16 protein-coding genes and 1 pseudogene are annotated in these 15,270 nt (G+C 55.6%); 8 read left to right on the top strand and 9 right to left on the bottom strand.

The window, feature by feature from the left end; translation table 11 throughout:
* Positions 1-71 precede the first annotated feature (71 nt).
* The gene (locus H7849_RS10430; protein WP_186746302.1) at positions 72-947 is read left to right on the top strand and encodes a universal stress protein; all 876 of its coding nucleotides are present in this window, start codon (positions 72-74) and stop codon (positions 945-947) included.
* 66 nt (positions 948-1,013) lie between these two features.
* Here the strand turns inward: H7849_RS10430 and H7849_RS26445 are convergent, their stop codons facing one another.
* Positions 1,014-1,193 carry a multicopper oxidase domain-containing protein gene (locus H7849_RS26445; RefSeq protein WP_251106733.1) on the bottom strand — a complete coding sequence of 60 codons (180 nt, stop codon included), beginning with the start codon at positions 1,191-1,193 and terminating at the stop codon, positions 1,014-1,016.
* A gap of 44 nt (positions 1,194-1,237) precedes the next feature.
* Between H7849_RS26445 and H7849_RS10420 the strand changes: the two genes are divergently transcribed.
* Positions 1,238-2,470: a beta propeller repeat protein gene (locus H7849_RS10420; protein ID WP_186747941.1), complete on the top strand. Its 1,233-nt coding sequence runs from the start codon at positions 1,238-1,240 to the stop codon at positions 2,468-2,470.
* Positions 2,471-2,523: 53 nt separating this feature from the next.
* Here the strand turns inward: H7849_RS10420 and H7849_RS10415 are convergent, their stop codons facing one another.
* Genes H7849_RS10415 through H7849_RS10405 form a run of 3 tightly spaced genes read right to left on the bottom strand, consistent with a single transcriptional unit; the run spans position 2,524 to position 5,815 of the window.
* A complete protein-coding gene (locus H7849_RS10415) occupies positions 2,524-3,390 on the bottom strand; it encodes a PP2C family protein-serine/threonine phosphatase (protein WP_186746299.1) in 867 nt (288 codons plus the stop codon).
* Positions 3,391-3,437: 47 nt separating this feature from the next.
* Positions 3,438-4,157 (bottom strand): response regulator transcription factor, encoded by a 720-nt coding sequence (locus tag H7849_RS10410; RefSeq protein ID WP_186746297.1) that lies wholly within the window; start codon positions 4,155-4,157, stop codon positions 3,438-3,440.
* Entirely contained in the window at positions 4,154-5,815 is a 1,662-nt protein-coding gene (locus tag H7849_RS10405; protein ID WP_186746295.1) for a sensor histidine kinase, read from the bottom strand. Before H7849_RS10405 ends, H7849_RS10410 begins: the two co-directional genes overlap by 4 nt.
* Before the next feature lie 338 nt (positions 5,816-6,153).
* On the opposite strand from H7849_RS10405, the gene H7849_RS27400 reads away from it, so the two are divergent.
* Positions 6,154-6,660, top strand: coding sequence for an ABC transporter permease (locus tag H7849_RS27400; RefSeq protein WP_432756547.1), 507 nt, complete (start codon positions 6,154-6,156; stop codon positions 6,658-6,660).
* 53 nt (positions 6,661-6,713) lie between these two features.
* Here the strand turns inward: H7849_RS27400 and H7849_RS10395 are convergent, their stop codons facing one another.
* The 3 genes and pseudogenes from H7849_RS10395 to H7849_RS27725 all read right to left on the bottom strand — a co-directional run.
* On the bottom strand, positions 6,714-8,054 hold the full coding sequence (locus H7849_RS10395) for a ParB/RepB/Spo0J family partition protein (RefSeq protein ID WP_490337733.1): 1,341 nt from the start codon (positions 8,052-8,054) through the stop codon (positions 6,714-6,716).
* A complete protein-coding gene (locus tag H7849_RS26815; protein ID WP_490337734.1) occupies positions 8,047-8,241 on the bottom strand; it encodes a ParB/RepB/Spo0J family partition protein in 195 nt (64 codons plus the stop codon). The genes H7849_RS10395 and H7849_RS26815 overlap by 8 nt, the downstream gene beginning before the upstream one ends.
* 20 nt (positions 8,242-8,261) lie before the next feature.
* Positions 8,262-8,342 (bottom strand): annotated as a pseudogene (locus H7849_RS27725) (hypothetical protein); the annotation flags it as partial.
* 336 nt (positions 8,343-8,678) lie between these two features.
* On the opposite strand from H7849_RS27725, the gene H7849_RS26810 reads away from it, so the two are divergent.
* Both H7849_RS26810 and H7849_RS26805 read left to right on the top strand, forming a co-directional pair.
* Complete coding sequence (locus H7849_RS26810; protein WP_285288946.1) at positions 8,679-8,891, top strand: helix-turn-helix domain-containing protein; 213 nt, start codon at positions 8,679-8,681, stop codon at positions 8,889-8,891.
* Positions 8,892-8,984: 93 nt separating this feature from the next.
* The gene (locus tag H7849_RS26805) at positions 8,985-9,842 is read left to right on the top strand and encodes an integrase core domain-containing protein (RefSeq protein WP_349627466.1); all 858 of its coding nucleotides are present in this window, start codon (positions 8,985-8,987) and stop codon (positions 9,840-9,842) included.
* A gap of 195 nt (positions 9,843-10,037) precedes the next feature.
* Here H7849_RS26805 and H7849_RS10380 read toward each other — a convergent pair whose 3' ends face one another.
* Positions 10,038-10,949, bottom strand: a complete 912-nt coding sequence (locus H7849_RS10380) for a LysR substrate-binding domain-containing protein (protein ID WP_186746289.1) — start codon at positions 10,947-10,949, stop codon at positions 10,038-10,040.
* A 155-nt stretch (positions 10,950-11,104) separates the two neighbouring features.
* On the opposite strand from H7849_RS10380, the gene H7849_RS10375 reads away from it, so the two are divergent.
* From H7849_RS10375 to H7849_RS10365, 3 genes are all read left to right on the top strand, one after another.
* The gene (locus tag H7849_RS10375; RefSeq protein WP_222439794.1) at positions 11,105-11,524 is read left to right on the top strand and encodes a nuclear transport factor 2 family protein; all 420 of its coding nucleotides are present in this window, start codon (positions 11,105-11,107) and stop codon (positions 11,522-11,524) included.
* Positions 11,521-12,405 carry a substrate-binding domain-containing protein gene (locus H7849_RS10370; RefSeq protein WP_186746287.1) on the top strand — a complete coding sequence of 295 codons (885 nt, stop codon included), beginning with the start codon at positions 11,521-11,523 and terminating at the stop codon, positions 12,403-12,405. The genes H7849_RS10375 and H7849_RS10370 overlap by 4 nt, the downstream gene beginning before the upstream one ends.
* Before the next feature lie 77 nt (positions 12,406-12,482).
* On the top strand, positions 12,483-13,133 hold the full coding sequence (locus H7849_RS10365) for a cysteine hydrolase family protein (RefSeq protein ID WP_186746285.1): 651 nt from the start codon (positions 12,483-12,485) through the stop codon (positions 13,131-13,133).
* Positions 13,134-14,341: 1,208 nt separating this feature from the next.
* On the opposite strand, the gene H7849_RS10360 is transcribed toward H7849_RS10365, so the two are convergent.
* The gene (locus tag H7849_RS10360; RefSeq protein WP_186746283.1) at positions 14,342-15,229 is read right to left on the bottom strand and encodes a LysR family transcriptional regulator; all 888 of its coding nucleotides are present in this window, start codon (positions 15,227-15,229) and stop codon (positions 14,342-14,344) included.
* Positions 15,230-15,270 lie beyond the last annotated feature (41 nt).

Here is a 15,270-nt window from a genome sequence, read left to right as displayed (position 1 = left end):
GTGGAGCGCGTTATCCGCGGTCCACAGAGCCATAGACCGATGACAGATAGAGGCACGAGGTGAATGAAAGTATGTCACGAGTTGAAAAGATTCTCTTTCCGGTAAATTTCTCGGCTTCCTGCCGCGCCATGGGTGCGTATGTGAAACGAGCCGCTGCTCTGTCCAATGCAACAGTCACTTTAGTGCATGTGATTGACCCCGGGGATCTCGATATTTTCGAGCAATATGAACTCTATGTGAGACCGGCGGCTGACATCGTGGAAGATCACAGAGCCATACGCAGTGAGAGGCTCACATCTTTCCTGGCGGCCGAGTTTCCTATAACGAACTCGCCTCGTGTTCTGCTCATAGGAGATCCTGCCACCGAGATCTCAAACCTCGCGAGTGAAGGCAGCTTCGATCTCATCATCATGCCAACCCATGCCGGCCGGTTCCGGCAAACTCTCTTGGGGTCTACGACGGCACGAGTGATCAACGATGCGCCTTGTCCGGTGCTTACGAGCAGACACGCTGAAACCATTGCTCCCAGGCCGTTAACACACAAAGAATGGATATGCGCGCTTGACCTGTCGCCATATTCAGAGATGGTTCTACGCACGGGCAAGACTCTATCAGAACAGGCCGGCGCCGCGCTTTCTCTCATGCATGTCGTCGATGTAGGGAAGCACAGAGGGCGCTCTTCGTCAGGCGAGACGGACGATTTTCATCTTGCCGAGATCCGCGATGCAACTAACGCCATGAATACACTCCAAAGCCGTTTTGGACTATCCATCCCAAGTCAGGTAGTTGCAGGTTCCTTGAAGAATTCTCTGATTGAAGCGATTACCCAGTCCGATATCGATGTCCTGATTATTGGGCGAAGCTCGAGCGGTGGGTCGCGTGGACGCTTGACCGACCTCACATATGCGCTTATTCGTGACTCTCCATTTGCCGTTCTCAGTGTGTGAGAGGGCAGCGGTTTGGAAGGACTGATCCGTCAATCCGTCCCTACGATTCATCTTTGGTAGTCGTAACTATTTTGTTGTGTCGGTGGATTTCGGTAAGACCTGGATGGTTCCCATCATGTCTCCGTCTTCGTGCTCGAGCAGATGACAATGATAGGCAAACGTTCCGACGGCGTTCGGGTTGCGGAAGCGAGACGAACAGTAACGCTGGGATAATTCAGGCTCTTCCCATCCCAATTTGGTTTGCATAGTCAGGGGATTGAGTAGCGTCACCAAGAACGAGTCGAAGGTCCATGAAGGTTGCGAAGTTACTGCCGCTCGGATTTGTCCTCCTCGTACCTCTTTTGATGGGATGGGGCCAGACATCGAGTTCAGTCCCTAGCAGGAATACGAACAAGAACGCGGACAGTTGCTATGTACGGCGGGTGAAGAGTCTGCCGGGGAGTCACGATTTCGACGCAGAATTCATTGAAGTTATAGCCAGCGATCCCAGTCCCAGGAACCGCAATGTGGTGTGGGGTCTGACGGCGGACCTGAGTAATAAGATTCCGGCGGAAGAGCGGGCGCTGTACATCTCCAAGTCAACCGATGGCGGAGAGACGTGGACACAGGTGGCGCGAATAGATTCGAAGTATTTCGATGCGCGGATTGATGAGGGGTTGCGCAACGGGTTGAGTGTTGCTCCTGGTGGGGCGGAGTTTGTGATCACGACGCAGAAAGGGGCGTTCCAGGTTTTTCCGCGGGTGAATGCATCGGATGCGATGGTGAGGTACATCGCGGGGCCGCGGGTTCCACATGAAAGGCCGTGGATCAGCATTACGAAGAAGGAGGGGGATCCGGTAAGGGCGGCGGCAGCGAAGATGACGGCCGACGGGAGAAAGCTGATTGTGGGCTACGGCTACTTTGACATGAGTCCGCAGATCGTGAGTTATCACAAGGGCCGCGGTGGGGCGTGGGTGAGGGATGGGCCGCTGCCGGAGATTCCAACCGATCTGGATATTTTATCAATGCAATGGGACAAGCCGGGGAAGGCGCGGCCGGACTCGCTATATGTGGGGACGGGTGATCAGGCTTATCGGTTGGATCTTCACACGATGAAGTGGACTCTTGTTAGAGGAGTGGAACCGGATTCAGCGATCCACGCGATCAACACGGCGGGCGGGTTGCATCTCGCAGCGTGTTGGGGCATATATGAACCGGTAAGCGCGGACGTCGTGGCAAGAGTGACGCATGCGGAGTTTGTCTATCACAGAGATGAAGATGAGACGGGGCCGAATATTCGCGCGTATGGGATTGAAGTTGATCCGTCGAGACCGAGTCATCAGGTGGTGACTGCACTCACTGGTGTGTACACCAGTGTTGATGGCGGGCAGAACTGGAGGAGGTTGAATGATCTTCCTGAGGGCGAATACAGGACGGCGTACTTCAATCCCGATGGGACGGTGATTGTGTCCGGGATGCCGGGGACGTTTCTGGCGAATCCATTTTCGAGTGGCTGCGGGCCTCATTTGAGGACGAGAAATTAGTCGTATCTTGAATCGCAACAAAGCTCACGCCGCGCCAACTATTGCCTGTCAGACTAGTTGGTTTTGGTGGTCGCAATCGGTTCCGTGTCGCGCTGAATCACGGTCAAACTAACGTCGTCGCAGACGGGGCTGCCGTTTGCGAAATCCTGCAGCCAGGCGAGAAGTACCATAAGCGTCGCGTGGGCGGATTCCTGTTTGGCGCGTCGGAACGACTCCATCAGACGCTCCATTCCGTACTCCTCTCCGCCCGCATTCCGGCATTCGAGTACGCCGTCGGAATAGGCCAGAAGGGTATCGCCGGGTTTAAGAACGACCTCGCCCGAACTGAACTTAGCGCGCTCGATTGCGCCAAGCAATGGGCCGCCCTGTTCGAGCAACTCCGTTCGACCATCCGCTCGAAGCAATATGGGCGGAAAGTGGCCGGCATTGCAATAACCCACTGCACCCGTGGTGCAATCAACCTGCGAGAGAAATGCAGTGACGAACGGTGCTACAGGCCGCAGATAGCAGAGGTGACGATTGATCTCGGAGGCGATTCTGGCGGGATCCGAATCCGGGTGGCCATAGCTCTGCAGAAGTCCCGCCAGGTTTGTGAACCACATTCCCGCTGCAATACCTTTTCCGGCGATATCTCCGTGCGCGGCGAGAACCCGGGAACCATGCTGCAGGAATACGGTGAAGTCCCCCGAAAGGAAACGCGCCGCAAAAACCTCGCTGGCGAACTGCAGGCATCCGTGATGCAATTCCCGCGCACCACTCAGTTTACGTTGAATCTGCCCTGCCTCGAATAGTTGCGAATGCAAGTCGAGTTTCTCTCGCTGTAGCGTGTCCAGCTCATCCTGCAGTGGCGCGCTCAATGGCGGCGTCGATAGCGAGGGTATGTTGCGGTTTTCGTTCTCGCCGTTGGTTTTTCCCAGCATTCTCCCTGCGTTCAAAACCCACCTCGTTTCGATTATTGCCCTGGTTTCTAACCGACGAACCGATAGCCTGTTCCATGCACTGTGAGAAAGTACTGCGGCTGCTCAGGATCGGGCTCCAGCTTTTGGCGTAAGCGCACCAGGTGCGTGTCCACGGTCCGGGTTGTGGGGTAATTCTCGTATCCCCACACCTCTTCGAGAAGGCGATCCCGGCTTAGCGTTTCGCCAGAATGGCAGATGAAATATTGAAGCAGCTCAAACTCCTTGGAGGAGATATCGAGCGCTTTGCCGGATTTGACGACTCGCCGGCGATGAAGGTCTACTTCAATATCGCCGAAGGAGTGCTGATCCTGCTGTTTGGGAACGGCTGCCGTGCGCCGCAGAATAGCTTTCACGCGCGCCAGCAATTCGCGAATCGAAAATGGTTTCGTGACATAGTCATCGGCACCGAGTTCGAGGCCAACAACTTTGTCGACTTCCTGACCGCGCGCGGTGAGCATGATGATGGGGATGGAGGCGCGCTTGGCGCGCAACTGGCGGCATACTTCCAGGCCGCTCATGCGAGGCATCATTACATCCAGTACCACAAGATCGGGAGACTCCTGCAGGGCGCGCTCGAGCCCTTCGATCCCATCGCGCGCGGTAAGGACTTCGTAGCCTTCAAATTCAAAATTGTCGCGAAGCCCGGCCACCATGTTGGGCTCGTCTTCAACGACGAGGATCCGGGCTGGCCTCGGGTCTTCGGTTGGTTTTGTTTTTTCTTGCTTCATGCAGATACCCCATTCGCAAATCTTTGCAGCGGTAATGTGATGATGAACTTGCTGCCCTTTCCAGGCGAGCTTTCGACGGCAACTTCCCCTCCGTGCGCCTGCACGATGTGGCGCACCAGAGAGAGGCCGAGTCCGCTTCCCTTGGTGTTGTGCACCAGTGGATCGCCGACGCGGTAGAACTTTTCGAAGATTTTGAGGTGTTCCTTCGCGGGGATTCCGATGCCGTGATCGACGACCTCGAGGTTGACGCCGGAGTTGTGGCGGTAGAGGCGAATGCCGAGATACTTTTCGTTTGAAGAGTATTTGACGGCGTTGTTGACAAGGTTGAGGAGCGAGCGGGCGATGGCTTCGCGGTCAACCCAGAGCGGCGGCACATCGCTGTCGATCTTCTGCTCGAACTGGAAGCCGTTCTGCTCGATTTCAAAGCGATACGACTCCAGAGTGCTGCGTACCAGGTCGGCTACGTTGGTTTCGCGGAAGGTGTACTCTTTTTTACCGGACTCGATGCGGGAGAAGTCGAGGATATTGTTGATGAGCGAAGTGAGCCGTTCGCTTTCCTTGCGGATGATTTCGTAGTATTCCTGCTGTTTTCCGGTGGTGGAGATGCGGCCGAGCTCCAGCGTCTCGGCATAGAGGCGGATGAGCGCGAGCGGTGTGCGCAGCTCGTGGGAGACGTTGGAGACGAAATCGGATTTCAGCTTTGCCAGCGCGAGCTCGCGTGCAACGTTGCGGTAGGTGAGGATCAGTCCAGCGCCCATAAGCAGGGAAAGCGAGCCCAGCATGAGGAAGCTGCTTCGCAGCAAGTGATTGCTGACGTTTGCAATCGTGGTTCCGCGGAGCTTCATTCCGAGAATGAGACCGGGAAAGATGTTCTTGAATGGACGTTCTACCTCAGACGAGCCACCATCCCAATACATGGAGGTTGCCAGCGGGTAGTCGTCTCTCTCATAGCGGACCATCAGCCCTTTTTGCGGGTGTGAGGTATCGTTCTCCATCTGGTCAGGCAATACCTCGTTCAAAACCTGCGGAAAAAACTTGTTTCTCAGATAGTCGGTGTCATAGATGAAGCCAGCGAGGGTAGGATGCTCAGGATTGGAGTTCCGGGGCGTGAACAACACCAGAGACTGATACTGCATTTTGTCGCCCCTGGTGAGGGAATGCTGGATAAAGAGTATGCCCCGTCCGGACGCTGCCTGCATCTTGTTGATTTTGGCGATATAGTCCTTGCCATCCATGTCCCACCAATCTCTGAAATCCGATGAGAGCGATTGGCTTTCGGAGCAGAACTGGCGGTCGTGCATCATGCGGGAGGATTGAGAGCGGAATTCAAAATCGCCCTTTCCTGACCACAGAAAAGCATGGGCGATATCCGGGTGGTCCTTGAGGAATGCGTCGAGGTCATCGGAGCGGTCTGCGGATGGGAACTTTGCGATGGCCTCTTCGGCCATATCATAGGCACGCCCGTCGATCAGTTTTTCGGCAATGGCCAAGGTGCGCTGGTAGTCCCGCTGGAAGGCTGCCTCGATGGCCTCGTCCTTCTGGATCGTCCAGAGATGATGCAGCCCGAACGCAATGAGAGCAATGGCGGGCAGGATGACGGCGAGCATGAGCACGAGAGTGCGCCAGCGATCGGACCAGTGTTGTACATGAAGCTTCATATTGTCGCTTCCGGGAAAGTAGCCCATTTGTTATCGGACTGAGATTAGAACAGGGAATTGTGCAATATGTCACAGCGACGCAACAAATTGCAAAAAGTTGTGAACTGAGAGATGTTTTGAGGGATTGGCGTGGATCTACGAGGGTTGAAAGGCAGAATATTTGAAATGTGCAGAGACTGCAATTGGCGAAAAGGCTGGATTTCCCAGACGTCAGGGATGACCTGTACTACGCGGTCCGGTTGAAATGCTGATAAGATGAACCGGTCGAGTAGTGCACTTCCAAGCTGAGTCGATACGTGCCTACCCTGTTCACCGGCCTTAAGTTCGCAATCCGGCAAATGTTAAGGCGCCCCGCGATCTCAATCGTCGCGATCCTTTCACTATCTCTCGGTATTTCTTCAGCTATATCCGTACTCAGCTTGCTCGAGCATATCGTTCTCCACCCATATCCTTATCGGAATGCTGATCGTATCGTGGAACTGACCTATCGCGAAAAACTTGAGATAGAGTACACACCGGCAATCTTCAGAGAGCAGATTCGGCAGTTACGCCAAGCCAAATCGATCGAGGAACTCATTGAGATGGATGAGCACCCCGAAGCTGAAACAACGTCGGGGGTTCCCCAAGATGTAGACGTCCTGTTTATGTCGGGCAATGCATTCCAGTTCTTTGGAGTTCCTGCATTCTTGGGGAGAATATTTCTGCCGTCAGACGCGCCAGATAATCTAACGCCCCAACCAGTGGTTGTCCTCTCCTACCAGTATTGGCAAAAGCGTTCGAATTTGGCGAGACGCAGAAGTGGATCGAGCGGACAGACTGGCGATAGTAAATCGTGCATTTGTTAAACACATCCTTGAAGGTACCGACGCTGTAGGTCGATCGATACGGCTGCCAGATCTCAAAAGCCGCCCTCCCGATACTTGTTGTCGGCACAGGCCGCCATTGCCTCACTTAGGATTTCGTCCTCACATTTATTGTGGCTCTCGTCGCTGCCGACGAAGTGCTCGGCGGCTTCCTCGAAGAGCCCATCGGGAGAGAGGTGAATTAGTAGCTCCAAGATGAAGCGAAGTTGCACTGCATCAAGGACGGCGGGGGCGTTTTCGATGATCCGTTCCAAGGCGGCGATTCGTTCCTTGTGCTGCTTGTCACGCCGCTTCTGTTCGGCCTCATATTCCTTTTGCTGCCGCTCCAACTCAGCCTGCCGGTCGGCGTCTTTGCGTTCCTGCTCGGCCTCGTACTCCTTTCGTTGCTGTTCGTACTCGGCCTGTCGCGCCTGGGCCTCCTCTTCGGATTCCTCCTCAGGTGCGGGAGCCATGACAGGTTCCGGGTTCTCGGCCTGTTCTTTGGCAAGCCGCGCTGACGTGGCGGGATCATGCACTGGGCATTCCCCTTCCACGCAAATTGTGACGGTCTTCCCGGCACCGCGACCAAAGACAATCAGTGCGGTCTTGGTGTGGGGGCAAGGCGGCTCCGTATCTGGATTGTCGGGCACGTCCAGCACGCGGTAGTCGTGCTTCTGCAACGTGCCGGGACGCTGCCCCTTCAACGGACGCCATGATGTTTCAATCTGCACTAGCCGCGGGTTCTCAGCAAGTGCGCGGTCGATATGGGCTGCAACCTTGGACTGGTAGCAGTCACCATCTAAGCACTGATCGCCCTGCACGTCGGCAAAGAGGCTGGTGTTGTAGCCGTTGCGTTTGGGGCATGTCGCGCAGGCTCCTGCGTGGGCGTTAAGGGTTGCGTCCTCGCGGTCAAAAGGAGCCTCCACAAGGGCAAGATATAGATTGGTCTCAATCCACGCCACGAGATGTTTGGCGGGAAGCAAGTGGGGTTCATTGTCCTGCCAGTCCTTGCGCCAGCACCGCTCGAAGGCGGCGGTCTGATGCTCCTGCGGCAGACGGGCGATGAGGTTGGCGTGGCTGGCGGTGATGTGCTCTTCCACGAAGGCTCTGGCTATCTCGGGGACAAGCTGCAAGAGGGAGAGACGCGCATAGATATGCGATGCGCTCTTGCCGGATTTGGCGACATGTGCGGGCACATCATAACCGGGCATATCTAAAAGGCGCTGGAAACCCTGCGCCTCTTCGTAAGGGTGCACGTCCACGCGCTGCGAGTTCTCGACTAGTTGCCACTCCATCGCGGCGGCATCGTCTAACTCCACGATGTGCGCGGGAATGGAGAAGAGTTCTGCAAGCTGCGCGGCACGGAAACGACGCGCTCCAGCGACAATCTCAGCCATCTGCATTGGGGCGCACCGTGATGGGCTGAATGACGCCATGCTGGCGGATGGACTCGGCAAGCTCATCGAGCTTCGATTGCTCAAAGGTTAGGCGTGGATTAGTGGTGGACTCGTGAATCTGGTCAATGGCGATGTATTGGAATGCGCTGCTGTCCTGCATGATGACAAGCTCCTTGGGGCCTTCCAAGGCTTTTCCCAAGGAATTACGCCGGCCTTGAGACTTGAGACAATGCGGTCGGCGACGGTCTGGTAGATACTCGGCCTGTTGCGGGTGCCTGCCTTCTTCATTGCTCCTCCTCGCTTTTGCTGTTGCTTTTTCATGCCGTGAGCGCGGCATGTACCTCACATGCCGGACGCCACGTGGCGAACGCGGGGGTACCAAGTGCAAGGAGAGGGGGATCACCCACCCTTGGAATGAAGCGCAGCGGGAATGGAAAGGGCGGAGCGTGAGCGGAGGTCTGCACAAGCGCAGCGCGGAAGACTGGGGACACGGCTTGCGCGCGCGAGGGGCGGAGCTCCTGAGTGTACTTCGCACTTGCGTTACAAAACAGACCAAGGACCTGCGTTACATAGGACGTGGACCCTTATGGTTCCTGACTTTGGTCTTGCGCACGATGATGCGGTATGCCCTGGAAAGAGAGTCGTATCGTGGATCAACGTCTGCAATTTCTGTCGAGCTACCAAAAGGAAGAAATGTCAGTCTCAGAACTTTGCCGCGAGTTCGGAGTGTCGCGGCCCACTGGCTATCGATGGATCAATCGATACAAAGAGAGTGGGCCCGAATGGCTGCTAAATCTCAGCAGCAAGCCTCACGGCTGTTCGCATGCGACTCCATAGACGATCGAGAATGCGATATTGGTACTGCGCGGCAAGTATCCTTCTTGGGGAGCGAGGAAGCTCAAGGCGAGACTAGAGCAGCTGGATTCGAGCGTGGAGTGGCCGGTGGCCAGTACCTTCGGCAATATTCTTCAACGAGCGGGCCTCACGAGTCGGAAGCGCAAGAAGCGGCGCGCGACGCCATACTCGGAGCCTTTCTCTGAGGTAACAGCACCCAATCAACTCTGGTGCATGGACTTCAAGGGGTATTTCGCTACAGGTGACGGTTCCCGTTGCGATCCATTTACAATCACCGACGCCCATAGTCGTTACTTGATCCGTTGCCAGATCGTTTCCCGGATGGACCTGAGTCAAGTTAGAGCCATTTGCGAAGCAGCGATGCGGGAGTATGGAATGCCTTCGAGAATTAGAACGGACAATGGCGCGCCGTTCGCTGGGACGGGCTTGCTCGGCCTGTCGAAGCTCTCGCTCGGATGGATGAAGCTGGGGATCACTCACGAGCGCATTCAGCCTGGGCGTCCTCAGCAGAACGGACGTCATGAACGAATGCATCGAACCCTCAAGGAGGAGACAACTAAGCCGGCAGCTTTGACATTACGGCTCCAGCAGAAAAAGTTCGACCGCTTTAGACAGGACTTCAACTACGAGCGACCTCATGAGGGACTGAACAATGCAACTCCTGGCAGCATTTATCAACCGAGTTCGATGACGCTTCCGCGCAATCTAATCGAGTACGTTCATCCGAAGGGATTTGAACTTCGGAGAGTTAACAACAGCGGCGACATCAGCTGGCATAAAGACAGGGTGTTCATTAGCGAGGTCTTTCGATTTGAGATTCTCGGCTTCGAGCAGGTCCAAGAGGACTTTTACAAGGTCTATTTTCGGGATGTTGAGACTGGGGAGTTTGACGCGGAAGCGCTTCGCTTTCGATCGGTTCAGGTGATGCGATGAAATGGATGTTCGAGGTCAATTTCCGACAAGCCGGTTCTATCCGACCTGCTCCGCTCTATCTCCATCCACCGCGCACGCCTGATCCCGCGGAGCAGCTCCGATAGGGTACTGACGTTTTTCGTCCACATGGATCACGTCGATATAGCCAATCATCTGTCTAATGAGCTTGGCGAGGGACAAGAACCATGAACACAACTATCCGATTTTGAGTGAGCTTAGGATGATTTTTTTCTTGCTTCGGATGAAATCAAGAAAGGATTTGTGCGTTTCTCCTTCGCGATTTGGAGACCACGCCATGACCAAATCGATGCCGCACCCCGGATCGATGAGCGGGCAGAAGGAGAGATCGCTGAACCGCCTATGTTGGAGGCCTGAAGGGAGCAGCGTTACGCCTTCGCCCGCTTCTACCAAGGTAAGCACGCTGGAAACGAGATTCGACGTCTGAACAATGTTCGGCGAAAAACCTGACTGCGCACAGAGTGAAGTGATCTTATCGAAGAAGGTGGGTGCGATGTTTCTGTCGCATACCACGAAGCGTTCGTTGGCCAGATCATGAAGCCGGAGCGGTCCGCCCGCCAACCGGTGATCTGCGGGAAGTACGGCCACCACCGGGTCCGTATACAACAGTTCGGAGCGGAGCTGGGCATCGTAAGGAGGCTCAAGCGGCCGGGTGAAGCCGATGTCAATCGAACCATTGAGCAACGCCTCCGGCTGCGCTCGCGAGAGCATTTCCATCACCGAGAGCTGCACAGCCGGGTGGAGTTGACGAAAGCCGCGGATGATTCCCGGAAAGAACGCGCCGGTTCCCCAAATCAGAAAGCCGATCGTGAGCGATCCGATCTCGCCTCTTGCCGTCCGTTGCGCGATGTCGACCGCGCGATCGGCAGCTGCGACCACTTTGCGCGATTCCTCCAGAAACCGCTCACCCGCACTCGTCAGAGTTACTTGCGACTGCGTGCGATTGAGCAGCTTCACACCGATCTCTCGCTCAAGATCACGAATCTGCGCACTGATAGAAGACTGTGAAGTATGGAGCGCACGGGCAGCGCGATTAAATCCATTCCAGTCTGCTACGGCACAGAAGTAGCGGAGATGCCGCAGTTCCATATCCTGGCTCCTATCGAGAAAAGCGAACGCCGCGTTCGAAACAAAGCGTGCTTCGAATGGACAAAATCCTACTCTATCTGTTTGTAAGCTCCGCTTGAGGCTGCCGCAACGGATTCAGTCGCAAGCGAAAATCCCAAAACCAAGGAGAAACTCAGATGGCAATTACACAGATGGCAATTACACACGAAAGCGTTCGCGAACTCTTCAAAGGACTGGAGAGCGGCGATGGCTCTGCTTTCTTCGAACATGTCGCCGACAACGTCGACTGGATAGTCATGGGAACGCACCCTCTGGCTGGTCACTACCTCAGCAAGAAGGCCTTCATCGAAGGCACCTTCGCAAAGCTGGGACAGGTTCTTCCCAATGGCGCTCAGCTGCATACCGAGAATGTGATCGTCGAAGGCGATCAGGCTGTGGTCGAGCTTCATTCGCTGGCGACAGCCAGGAACGGCATGCGATTCGATAACCGCTACTGCTGGGTGGTCTATTTTCAGGACGGATTGATCGTTCGCGTGCGCGCCTACCTCGATTCGACCATGGTCGGCCGCCTGTTCGAGGAAAATTCGATTGCATGATCGGCGAGAATATTTCGCTCTACGGCGTTCCGGTACCACCGTGCACGACATTTGTGTTGACCGGATCGCCACCTGTTCGCAAGCGAAACTTGCGAACAAACAACCTGAAAGGAACAACCATGACACCGAAGAGACTAACGTTCGCGATCCCATTGATCTTTGCTTTGCCCGCCTGCTTGCCTGCGCAGGTTACAGTTCTTACCTCCGGCGGCTTCTCCGCCGCTTATCAGGAGCTTCTGCCCCAATTCGAGAAAAGCACCGGCATTACAGTTACCACGATGCGCGGAGCCTCTCAGGGTGATGGACCCACGACGATCGACGCTGAGCTTCGCCGCGGTCAGGCCGCCGACGTGGTCATCCTATCGAGGGAGGGGCTCGCCGAGCTATCAGCGGAGGGCAGAATCGTTCCAGGTTCAGACGTCGATCTCGCCAGCGTCCCGCTGGGAGTTGGTGTGCGCTCCGGCACACCCGATCCGGACATCAGTACGGTGAACGCCTTCAAACAAACGCTGCTTCAAGCGAACTCCATCGGCATCCAAAGCACCTCCGGGATCTACCTGAAGACCACAGTATTCCCGCAGCTTGGCATCGCTGGCCCCTTGGTGGATAAGCTCTCCGATGCGGCATCGGCCGACGTCGCCAGCGGAAAAGTGGAGATGGTCGTTCTGCCCGTAAGTGAAATCCTGCCCGTTCGAGGTGTCGATTTCGTCGGCACGATCCCCGCCGATCTTCAGTTCGTCCAGGTACTCGCCGCCGCTGTGGTGAAAGGTGCTAAGAATCCCGAGGCAGCCAAACGCCTCATTGACTTTCTCGCTTCGGAAAAGGCAACTCCCACGGTCGAGAAGACGGGGATGGAACGTCCGGGACTGGGGGCGCGATGACTACGGCCGCCAGGGACAACATCAGTTCGCCGTCACCCGCAGTTCATACTGGCCCAACGCTATCTCGCAGAGCATTTGTGCGTTCCGGACTTATTGCCACACTTGCAACGGTGGCGTCGCCCTTAGCTTATGCATCAACGTGGAAGAAGGAGACGCAAGCCAGGTCGCAGGCTTCAGATACCGCCCTTCTTATTCTGGACTTTCAGGTTGGCATTGGTGACCAGCCCTATGCGAAGAGTGCTGCGCAACGCGCCGCTGCCGCGCTCAAGGCCGGACGCGCAGCTGGGCTGCCGGTGGTGTTCAGCAAGGTGAAGTTCCGTGAGGGATACCGAGACATTGCGGACAGCAACAAAGCATTTGCACTCATCAAGACGAGGAACCTGATCCCACCCGATGCAAGCAAACTGATCTCGACCCTGCAGCCAGGACACGATGAGATTGTTGTGGACAAGGACAGGTTCTGTGCGTTCAGCGGCAATGACCTGAATGAGGTCCTGCGCTCCGAAGGCATCAAGCATCTGGTGATGGCGGGTGTGGCAACCAGCGGCGTCATCCTGTCGACATTTACGCTGGCGGCGGATGAAGACTACAGCATGACAATTCTCTCCGATGCATGTGCTGATCCCAAGGCAAGCCTGCATGAGGAACTGATGACAAACCTGTTTCCTCGTTCGGCGACGGTTCTTACCGTCGATCAATGGATTGCTTCGCTGCCGACAAACGGATAGCGGAAGCGCAACATCAGAGGGCGCCATGCCATTCGACTGAGCCGAGGCTGCGTTTCGCCGACCGCGTTTCTGAGGCGCATGTCGTGACAGAGAACAACAAGATAGATACCCAACAGAAAGCGAGACACCATGACTACATGGCCTGATGGCACCATTCCACTGCATTGCAATCCGCTCTTCCGGTGCTATTCACGTAGATTGCTGTTTTTGTTTTCCTTCGATCTTTGTGGCGGCAATGGAAGGCAGTTCGCCGCATCGCCGGTTGGCGACCGGTTCAGAATAATTTCGGTCCTTTGCAGGGGGTAATTGAAATGAAGACTTCAACAAGTTTTGCAACAATCCAGGCACGATCAACCTATCCCCGCTCATGCAAGAGATGCATCGCAGGAAGCCGTCCGGACTTAAACGTTGCTCACCGTGAAGTGTCTCTTTCAACAACCCGCGGTGCCTCACCCGAATTCGGGCGTCCCTTTTCAATTGAATCTGGAGTGATTGCGGATTGTCAGGCGGGTGTTCCGGCTTCCGAGCGCTCACGACCTTGCCAGAGTCAATCTGCTCCGATGAGTCCGAAACAGACAACTAAACCCGACCTTGTCCTTTCCGTCCCGTGCAACCGTGACGGCGAGCAGTCGTTCGTGCTGGATCCTCCGCAGGGAGTTGACACTTTTCGCGTTGTGGTGTGCTGTCAGGAATCAAAACGTCAAACTTCGCCAAATGCCAGTTGTCCCGATAGCCGGTGACACAGGCAAGTGGTTCGGGTCAGGAAGATGCAATGAACTGACACGGCTTAAGTATGAGCACTCTTCCGAAAACGAGGGAGACTCTCTACTTGCGCAGGCTGCGAAAGAAAATACGAATATCCTCGGCCAGGACGTGAGAACGGCACCAGTGGCCTAGGACATTATCAGTTCCGACCGCGAATCGATGAGTTCGTGCGCGAGGCGGCTATCGAACTTGACCGAGTGCGGCAGCCAGATGACATATAGTGCTATCCGGAGGCCAACCTGATCGGTTATTCAGTGCTTTCGTGGTTCGACTTCACATCCATTTCGCACGTTCGCGATTTCTCCCATGAAGACTCAGCGCCCTGCAACACCAAATCTCTGCTGAAAAGCCCTCCACGACATCCGAAGTCCGGCGTTCCTAGTCATAATCCTGCCGGGCCCCCAGATTCATGGACCGGCGCTTTCACCTGTAGACAGGTCTGGTTATGGTTTTCTCCGTTTCTTGAGGGCCACGTCCAGAAATGAACGGAGAACAGGATTCTCGTGCTGTGGCGCCCAGGCAATCACGAGGTCCATGAATGCCATGCGGTCGGCGAGGGGAACGAACACCACTCCATTCCCGCGCCAAGCGTGTGACAAGATGGCTACGCCCTCCCCCGCTTCGACAAGCGCGACAGCACCGACCGCATTCGAAGCCGTAGTCCCGATCCGGGGAGAAAAGCCGGCTTCCGTGCAAAGAGAGATCACCTTGTCAAAAGAGAACGGCGCACTATTGCGGTCAACCACAATGAATCGTTCGTCAGCCAGTTCGCGTACAAAAATGCTGCGCTTCTTTGCCAGAGGATGACTTTTGAGCATCGCCGCACTGAGGCGGTCCGAGTGTAGATGATGTTCGAGATGTAAAGTTGCCGCGTCCGATGGTGGTGCGGGCCGAGTGAACGCTACATCAATAGTTCCGGCTTGCAAGGCCTTGTGATGCATCGGGGTCGTCATCTCCACCAGTGAAACTTGCACGTCCTGAAAGCGGCGCTTGAATTCTTTGATGATTGCCGGAAAAAATGGCCCGGTACCTCCAGCGAAAAAACCGATGGTCAGAGTCCCGACTTCACCGCGAAGAGATCGTTGCATATTGGCGACAGCACTGTCGGCGGAGGCTAGCAAAGTCTTGGCATCCTTCAGGAAGAGCTCGCCGTGGTAGGTAAGACGGATCTGCCGTTTCGCTCGATCAAAAAGCGGAACTCCAAGCTCCTCCTCGAGATCGCGAATCTGCCCGCTGATGGCGGACTGAGCCACGTGGAGAAGACGCGCCGCCCGTGCAAAACCTCCGTTCTCCGCAACCGCCTTGAAGTAGCGTAGATGCCTGAGTTCCATGCGTAAAAGTCTATCTCATTTTTCCTATCTGTTTTTGAGAT

This window comes from Alloacidobacterium dinghuense (assembly GCF_014274465.1).
Classification (GTDB): domain Bacteria; phylum Acidobacteriota; class Terriglobia; order Terriglobales; family Acidobacteriaceae; genus Alloacidobacterium; species Alloacidobacterium dinghuense.
The sequence above is the reverse complement of the archived record's forward strand: the minus strand, read 5'-3'. Positions and strand labels throughout refer to the sequence as shown.

Coding starts and splice junctions, on each gene's coding strand:
- H7849_RS10430 (WP_186746302.1), top strand. CDS start 72: ATGTCACGAGTTGAAAAGATTCTCTTTCCGGTAAATTTCTCGGCTTCC.
- H7849_RS26445 (WP_251106733.1), bottom strand. CDS start 1,193: ATGCAAACCAAATTGGGATGGGAAGAGCCTGAATTATCCCAGCGTTAC.
- H7849_RS10420 (WP_186747941.1), top strand. CDS start 1,238: ATGAAGGTTGCGAAGTTACTGCCGCTCGGATTTGTCCTCCTCGTACCT.
- H7849_RS10415 (WP_186746299.1), bottom strand. CDS start 3,390: ATGCTGGGAAAAACCAACGGCGAGAACGAAAACCGCAACATACCCTCG.
- H7849_RS10410 (WP_186746297.1), bottom strand. CDS start 4,157: ATGAAGCAAGAAAAAACAAAACCAACCGAAGACCCGAGGCCAGCCCGG.
- H7849_RS10405 (WP_186746295.1), bottom strand. CDS start 5,815: ATGAAGCTTCATGTACAACACTGGTCCGATCGCTGGCGCACTCTCGTG.
- H7849_RS27400 (WP_432756547.1), top strand. CDS start 6,154: ATGTTAAGGCGCCCCGCGATCTCAATCGTCGCGATCCTTTCACTATCT.
- H7849_RS10395 (WP_490337733.1), bottom strand. CDS start 8,054: ATGGCTGAGATTGTCGCTGGAGCGCGTCGTTTCCGTGCCGCGCAGCTT.
- H7849_RS26810 (WP_285288946.1), top strand. CDS start 8,679: ATGCCCTGGAAAGAGAGTCGTATCGTGGATCAACGTCTGCAATTTCTG.
- H7849_RS10380 (WP_186746289.1), bottom strand. CDS start 10,949: ATGGAACTGCGGCATCTCCGCTACTTCTGTGCCGTAGCAGACTGGAAT.
- H7849_RS10375 (WP_222439794.1), top strand. CDS start 11,105: ATGGCAATTACACAGATGGCAATTACACACGAAAGCGTTCGCGAACTC.
- H7849_RS10370 (WP_186746287.1), top strand. CDS start 11,521: ATGATCGGCGAGAATATTTCGCTCTACGGCGTTCCGGTACCACCGTGC.
- H7849_RS10360 (WP_186746283.1), bottom strand. CDS start 15,229: ATGGAACTCAGGCATCTACGCTACTTCAAGGCGGTTGCGGAGAACGGA.